1 protein-coding gene is annotated in these 8,705 nt (G+C 62.7%); it reads left to right on the top strand.

Annotated features, from left to right (window positions below; all coding sequences use genetic code 11):
- Positions 1 to 232 precede the first annotated feature (232 nt).
- On the top strand, positions 233 to 8,705 hold an 8,473-nt coding region (locus tag NDO55_RS11900; RefSeq protein WP_252115466.1), incomplete at its 3' end, for a beta strand repeat-containing protein.

Raw genomic sequence — 8,705 nt, forward strand, 5'->3', positions numbered from 1 at the left:
GTGCACAACTGGGCTGGATTCACTCTCTGGATTTGCCACTTCAAATGATTGATTTTGGTTAGGAACTAGCGCTTGCCAACCGCAGTTTTGCGGGATACTGCTATTAATTCTCGGTTTACCGAAAACGTACTCTGTTGCGTTGCGTCACACCAATCGAGCCTCAGGCGGGGCTAGGCGGTGGTGCGCGACGGCGCACCGCCATGGGCGATCCGGCAGGATCAACAGGGGACAGATGATGACCACATCTACGCGCAATATTCTTTTTACCAGTGCATCCATCGCGACGCTCGGACTGGCCATGCCATCCGTCGCGGCGCCCATCATTATCGATGATGGCGGAAGGTCCCCGAACCCCACGACCGATGTCGATATCGTCGACGTCATCGAGATCAGTGCGATTTGCGCCGATGCTCCCCTCATCAATGATTGCGGTGTGCGCACGACGGTCACGGCTTCCGCGACGATGGACGCCAACCAGATTACAGCGCGGGTCTCCTCGACGACCAATGGTCAGGTCATCCAGTCGGCGAGCGCTACGGGAACCGGAAGCGAAGGCAATGTTACCCTGGTTGCCTCCAATACCGGCCCCATCGATATCCTGGCCATCGCCGAAATCACTGCCGATGGCGTAAATGCTTCGGGCACCCAGACCCTGACGGGTGTCGCAACGACTGGCGGCGGCAACACCGCAACCGGTGCCACCGGGCCCGGTCTTACGACGGGAAGCGGCACGACGGGTACCGGTACGGGTGCGCCCCAAACCTCGACTGTGATGGTCGCCGGGACGACGACCGCCAATGTCGTCGCCAATGCAACGATTGAAGGCGTTGCGCTGCTGCAGCGCGGTGTCGGCAATAACGTCGACCAGCTCATCCAGAATTCGAACGATCTTGGCGTGGAAATCACCGCCAATGCGTTCAACACCGGCACCGTCGCGCTTGGCGCGACGGCCAATGCGGCGCTTTCGGGTGCCGGCATCGCGCAAGTCGGGACCGGCGAGAATTCGGTCAATCTCGCGATGGACCTCAATGCAGCACCGACGACCTCGCTCTTCCCCGGCCAAGTCGAAATCGATGTCGATGCGGCGGCCATTGCGCCTTCGGGCACGGCGAACGCCAATGCGATCCTGTTCGAAGGGATCGTACAGCGCGCCAGTGCCGCGGCCAGCAGCGCAGACCTTGCCGTGTCGCTCGATAATTCGGGCGACATTTTTATTAACGCGACAGCGGTTGCCGATGGCGCGGGTGCCGACGCCTATGCGCAGGCCTTCGGTCCTGGCATCGGCCAGGTCGTCTTCGCGCGCACCAGCAATGTTTCCGGCAGCATCGCGCTAAACAATGATGGTGCTTTCTCGATGAACGTCGTCGCCGATGCCGGCTATGTCGAAGGCGGTACGGCGAGCAATGCTTTCGCCTTCGCGCAGAATAGCGTGGCCGTCGTCCAGGCGCTTGACGGCGTCGTCGGCGGTGCCGCCAGTCTCTATAACGGCACGTCGGGGTCACTTGATGTGGGCGTTACGGCGGTTGCGATTGCCACTGGCAGTGCGCAGGCCATTGCTTTCAATGCTGGCGGCGCCTTCCAGCAGATCGCCGTGGGCGGCTTCTTCACCGGATTTTTCGGCAGTGATGCCGATCTCGACATGGTCAATGACGGCGCGATCACGCTGAGCGCCAATGCCGTGGCCAGCGGGTCCAATGGCAACGCCACTGCGGTCTTCGCCGAAGGGATGAGCCAGTCCTCGCTCTTCCTGCCCGGCACGGTTGACATGCTGATGGCGAACAATGGCTCGATGGAGCTGGTAGTCAGCGCATCTGCGCCCGATAGTGCTAGCGCGTCCACGTTCGACATCATGGCGCAATTCTCGCTCTTCCCGACGGTTGCGAACCTGTCGATGAGAAATGATGGCGATATCGGTATTTCGGTCTTTGCCGATGCGGAAAATGCCTCGGCGAATGGCGGTGTCATCAATCAGGCTGTCATTGGCGCGGGATCGTCCGCCAATGCCCTGATCGACAATGAAGGCAGCATCAACCTCTTCGTGGTTGCTATTGCGGCGGGTAACGGGGGCGGCACTGCCACCGCAAGTGCAGGTGCTCTTCCCGTCGTCCAGAATATCAGTGGCGGCGCAGTCGACGCCTCGATCAATAATAGCGGCACTATCGACATCAATATGATCGCCACGGCGGAAGGCTCGACTGGCGCGGTTGCCGTGGCGCAAGTCGGTTCGACCATCGAAGGGCCGTTCGTGCGCGCGGGCGGGATCGACCAGTTCGCGACCGGCGGTTCGGTTTCGATCGGGGTTTCCAATGACGGCCTGATCGACATCTCTGCTGTGGCCATCGCACAGGCTTTCGGAAATGCGCAGGCCAGTGCGATCGCCAATGGTGTCAATCAATCGGTGACGGCCGGTAGTTTCGCCTTTGCCAGCTTCGTCAACGGAGCCGAGGCGACGGGTACTGGAACTGGCACAGGAACCGGCACGGGCACCGGGACAGGTACGGGCACGGGGACCGGCACGACCGGGACGGCTTCCATCCTTTTGGACGCGGTGGCGATCGCCGAAGGGGCTTCATCGGCCAATGCGACGGCCCTGGCCTTCGGCAATCTCCAGCAGGTCAATGCTTTCTCGGGCAGCGCTATCGCCGTTGCCGACAATAATGGTGTCATTGCACTCCAGGCTGCTGCGGGAGCGGACGCGGTCTTCTCGGACGATGCGGTCGCGATTGCAGCAATAGGCATTGGGCAACAGGCCGACGGTCTGTCCGTGGACTTGTCGCTCGAGAATGAGGGCGATGTTGCGCTTGGCGCTTTTGCAAGCGACGCCAACGATGTTGTCGCCGGGGTCGTGATCGGCCTTGGGCAGGATGGCGAAGCGGTGACGGGCGGTGTCGCGAGCATCTCCAATGCCGGCGGCGTGTCGCTCGAAGCGACGGCGGTAGCCGGCGGGGCCTTCGTCGATGCCTTCGCCTATGCCACGCAAGCCATCTACCAAGAGGTCAATGTCGGCGAGGCTGGCGCAACGGGCGCCATCGTCAATAGCGGCACGGTCCTCATGGATGCCAACGCCCTTGCCGGGGGCGCATCTGCCGAGGCGACTGCCTTGGTCAACGGCTCCGAGGGCAATTACGGCATCGCGCAGATTGTCGAGGCCGCCTCGAGCGCCTCGTTGAGTATCAACAATAGTGGTGCGCTCCTGGCCGAGGCTGCGGCTTCGGCACTGACCGGCGAGGGCGGCTTTGGCGCTTATGCCAGCGCCAATGGCGGCGCGATGGTGTGGCAGTCGGGCCAGGGCACTGCGGTCGGCATCGACTTTGTCAACGCCACCAGTGCAACCCTCAGTGCGGATATCTATGCGGCTGGCTTGGCCGTCCTTGCCACCAGCGGGGAAGCAACAGCGCAGATGGACGTCATCCTGATCCAGGCCGCGCAGGGCGGACCGGGCGGCGCTTCGGCGTCAATCGACAATGATGGTCTCATCAATGTCGACCTGGTGGCTGCGGCCCGCGGTGAATTTGCCGATGCCGATGCGCGTATTGGCGGCGAGGGCGCCGCCGTGTCGCAGATCGCGATTGCGGAAGGCGACGTCGCATCGGCCTCGATCAACAATGGCGGTGTCATTGCCGTCAATGCCGATGCTTCTGCCGCCGGGACGGCTGCGGAGGCATTCGCCTTTGCCAATGTCGTGCGACAGGAAGCGATCAACTTCCCCGAAGCTTCGCCGACAGGGACTTTTGCGACGGTAGCCGCGATCACGTCCACAGGCGCGACCGTGAACTTCACCAATACCGGTACGGTGAGCGGCGTGGCAGAAGCCGCGGCCGTCGTGGCCGGGCCTTCTGCGGAAGCAACCGCAGTCGTCGGCTATGTCGCCGGGCAGTTTGCCAGTGCCGGTAGCGGCGATGCCTTTGCCGGATTCCAGAATGACGGCCTGCTCTTCGGCAGCGCTGTGGCTACTGCCATCTCGGGAGGCGGGGCCGATGCAAACGCCAATGTGGGCCTCGGCCTGCTGCAGAATGTCGAGGCGGGCAATGGCGATGCCTCGGCCTCGTTCGTCAACAATGGCACCGTAGAGCTGGCGGCCGGTGCTTTTGCTTCGGGCGAGAGTGTGCAGGGATTTGCCTCGGTCGACGGTGCCGCCGGCATCGACCAGAACGTCTTCGCCGCGGGTACGGGCTATGCCAATATCGTCAATGTCGGCTTGATCGGGATTTCGGCTGAACTCGACCTGATCGGCAATGGCAGCGGCGTGGCGCTGGCCAATGCGCTCAATCAGCAGGTCAACGCACCGGTAGCCATCGTCAATCTCACCAATGACGGGCTGGTCGATGTCAACGCGGATGCCGATCAGCTGGGCGTATTCGGTGATGTGGGTGCACAGGCCCGCGGGATCACGCAGCTGGGCTTCGGATCGAGCGTTGCGCTCAACCTCGTCAACGGGACGAGCGGCGTCCTCGATGTCTCTGCTGGTGCCGTGGCAGGCGGCGAGGGGCAGTTCAACGCCTTCGCCAGCGCGGTGGGCGTTGGCGTTCAGCAACTGGGCTTCGGATCTGAGGTGGCGGTCGGAATGACCAATGCCGGCCTGATCGATGTCGCGGCCAATGCCAGTGCTCTTGCGTCTAATTTTGCGAATGTCGAAGCGACCGCGATCGGCGTCAACCACTGGCAGTTCAGCGCAAATGATTATGCGATCGACTTCACCAATAGCGGCACGATCTCGATCGATGCTTCGGCCTATGCCGTTGGCGGCGGCACGGCCAACGCCTTTGCTTACGGCAATGGCGAGCGGTCCTACATTTTTGGCCAGGAGATCGATCTCGACCAGCGCAATAGTGGCCTGATCGATGTGGACGTCGCGGCCTTTGCGAGTGGCGGTTTTGCAGCAAATGCCAGCTATCAGGCGTCTGCGCTCGACCAGCATGCGGTCGGGACGTCGCTCGCGCTTCACCTCGCCAATAGCGGGACCGTCGATATTGATGTGGATGCTGTCGCGATGACGTCTGAAGGCATCAATGCTGTCGCAGGCGGTGCCCTCTGGGCTATCCATCAGTCGGGTCAGGCCACGACTGTCGAAGCGACACTATCGCAAGTTGGCGTCCTCAGTGTCGATGTCGACGTATTGGCTTCCGGTAGCGGCGACGCCTTCGCCGGCGCTGGCTCGGGAATCGATTTGCTCGAACAGCTGGGCTTCGGTGATAATGTTGACCTCGACTATGTCGGGGCTGGCTCCAATAACCTGACTTATAATGTGACGGCACTTGCGGGCAGCGGTGCCAATGCGTTTGGCCGAGTGAACATCATCCGGCAGGTCGCGTCTGCTGAAAGTGTCGCCGACGTTTCTATAAGCAATAGCGGGGCCATCAACGCCACGATGATTGCAGAAGGTTCGGGTACGGACGCCTTCGTCAATGCGGGCGGTGTTGCAATCTTCCAGCAGGCGGCGAGCGGAACAAGCGGGATTGGTGTCATTCAGAATTCGGGTGCGATCAATCTCGTTGCCGATGCCGATGCCATTGCTTCGGGCTCGTTCGCGAATGCCTTCGCGGGACTTGGCGGGGTCGAACAACGCATCTTCGGATCGCAAGCCGATGGCAGTATCACCAATAGCGGCAGTATCGCGCTGGATGCTGATGCGAGCGCGCAGGGCACTGGCAACGTCAATGCGCTCGGGGCAGGTGTCGCGATCGCCCAGACGGTCGGCGCGGCGATGTCAGCCACGGGCGCGATTGCCAATTCGGGTTCGATCGATATCGATGCCTTCGCTTTCGCCAGTGGCGATGGTGCGCCCGCCGGCGGTAATGCTGCCGGCGACGGCATCCGCCAACTGGTGAATTCGGGTGGTTCGGCCAATGCCGATATCAACAATAGCGGCGCGATCGACGTGGAAGCGACGATGGACGTCATTGGCGGCGGCACCGGAGGCACGTTCGGGTTGGCCTGGGTGACCGGGATCGAGCAAGGAGCGAACAACTTCGAGGGCGATGGCCCGGTCAGTGCCAATATCGTCAATAGCGGCGCTATCGCGATCGATGGCGATGCCAATGTCGTGGGCAATGCGCAGGCCCGCGCGGATGCATGGACCAATGGCATTCTCCAGGATGCGCGCGGCGGGACTGCCGATGCGAGCATCGTCAATTCGGCAACCGTCTCGCTTTCCGCATCGGCGGTGGCCTCGGCGACCGGATCGGGCGGGTTCGCCACTGCGATCGGAGAAGCGGCCGGTATCCGGCAGGATGTCGATGCTGCAGCCTACTCTGTTCCCGTAACCAGCGAGGGTACGACCACCACGTTCATACAGACCGGCGGGACGGCTGTCGGTGTCATCGACAATTCGGGGGCGATCAATGTAGTTGCCGCGGCCGACGCCGTCGGTTCGGAATTCGCGCAGGCCTATGCTTCGATCAGCGGCATCGACCAGGATGTGAATGGCAATATCGCCACCGCGATCCTGAGCAATAGCGGCACGATCGCTGCATCGGGCAGTGCGGTTGCCGTAGCGGGCTCGGCTTATGCTTCGGCCGACGCCCGCATCATCGACCAGGATGCGTTCGCCAGCGAAAGCGGCACCGCCAATGCAGTGCTCAACAATCTTGGTGACATCACGGTCTCGATGAATGCGATGGCCTCCGGCAGCGAAGGCAATGCCTATGCCACGGCCGACGTCGATGCGATCGAGCAGAGCGGCAATGGCGACACCGTGTCGCTCGACCTGGCCAATGACGGCGCCATTTCGGTCGCGGTCGGCGCTTCGGCGGTCGGCGCCAGTTCGGCTTATGCCTATGCGAGCTTCGACGGGATCGACCAGAATGCGTCGGGCTTCTTTGCCGGCCAGCGTTCGGTGACGATCGTCAATTCCGGTAGCATGGATGCCGACGTGGCGGCCTTCGCTTCGGGCAGCAACGCTTACGCAAGCGCCGACCTTAGCGGCATTGATCAGGATGCCTTTGGCGGCACTGTCGAAGCAGTGCTGGTGAACCAGGCAGCGATTGCGCTGTCGGGTAGCGCTAGCGCCATCGCGTCGGGTAGTAGCGCGCTGGCTGACGGTGACATCGACATTCTCGACCAGAATATCGGTGGTGGATCGCTCGAGGCGACGCTGTCCAATTCGGCTACGCTGTCGGCGAACTTGAATGTCGTGGCGTCGGGCCCCGACTATGCGAGCGCCGACGGGATTATCGACGGGATCGACCAGGATGCCAGCGGCAACACGGTCGATGTCTATCTCGACAATAGCGGTGACATCAACGCGGCCATCAATGCTAGCGCAAGCGGTGGGACCGAGGGTTATGCCGAGGTCGATATCGACCTCATCGAGCAGGGCGGCTTTGCCTATGGGTCGGGTCCGGTCACGGGCTGGCTCGCCAATAGCGGCGCTCTCTCTGGCAACGGGATCGGCAACGCGGTCTCTTCGGGCGGCAGGGCGCAGGCCGACGTCAACGTGCGCGGCATCTATCAGCAACTGGTTGGCGCGACAGCGACCGCAACGCTCAGCAATAGCGGCACGATTTCGCAGCTGGCCTCGGCCAATGCGACCGGGTCCAGCAACGCCGACGCCGACGCGATCGCCCTTTCGGGCTTGGCGCAGCGTGTGAACGCCGAGAGCGGACCTGGCACGGGCTCGGTCTCGAACAGCGGCACGATCAGCCTGACTGCTGTCGCCAACGCTGCGGCCAGCGGAACCTCGACGACAATGATGGGATCGGGCACCACGCTCGTCACCAACACCTTCGCGACAGGCCAGGCCAATGCCGAGGCGAGCGCTTCGGGCGCGATGCTGCAATATGTGACGGGCGACAGCGGCGCGGTGGCGACCATGTCCAATAGCGGGAACGTGAGTGTGAGCGCGCAGGCCAATGCGGTTGCGCCGGACCAGGCAACGGCTTTCGCTTATGTCGAAGTGGTCGACAATCGCGCACAGGCCAATGAATCGGGCTCGGCTGTAGCCTCGCTCGCCAATAGCGGCAGCCTTGCCGGCTTCGGCTCCGCGGTGGGCTCAGCCTCTTCAGTCTCGGTCGGCGCTAGCGGAACCGGCGTCTACCAGCGCGTTGGTGGGTCTCAGGCTTTGGCCTTTGTCGGCAATAGCGGCCTGATTTCACTTTCGGCGGTCGCCGATGCCAATGCGAGCGGCCCTGCATTGGCCTTCGCCAATGCTATCGGTGTCGAGCAGTCGATCGACGGTAATCCGACCACGGTGACGGCTTCGATCAGCAACGCCGGTACGATCAGCGCGAACGCGCTGGCGACGGCGACGGGTACGGCCGGTAGCGGTGGGGCGAATGCCTCGGCTATCTATATCGATGGCTCCGAACCCGGCGATATCGGGCTCGCCCTCGACAATTCGGGTTCGATTGCTGCTGGAGCGACGGCGGTTCATGCGGCGCAGGCTGATGCTTTTGCGGTGGGCTACCATGTCGATGCGCAGGAAGCTGAGGCGAGTGTTTCCAACTCGGGTGACATTGGTGCGGTCGCGGTGGCTTCGGCTGCGATTGGCGGCGCCAGTGCGACGGCCTTCGGGATCAATATCTCGGCGACCGGTACGGGCTCGACCACGACGATGGGCACGGGCACGACGGCGGTCGTGACGGTCAATCCGGGTGGTCTCGATGTCGATCTCACCAACTCGGGCAGCGTGACCGTTGCGGCGATTGCGCGCGGTGCGGGTTCTTCGACCTTCACCACGACCTCGACCACCGGCACGGGCACGACGC

Source organism: Sphingomicrobium sediminis (genome assembly GCF_023805295.1).
In the GTDB taxonomy this organism is placed as follows: domain Bacteria; phylum Pseudomonadota; class Alphaproteobacteria; order Sphingomonadales; family Sphingomonadaceae; genus Sphingomicrobium; species Sphingomicrobium sediminis.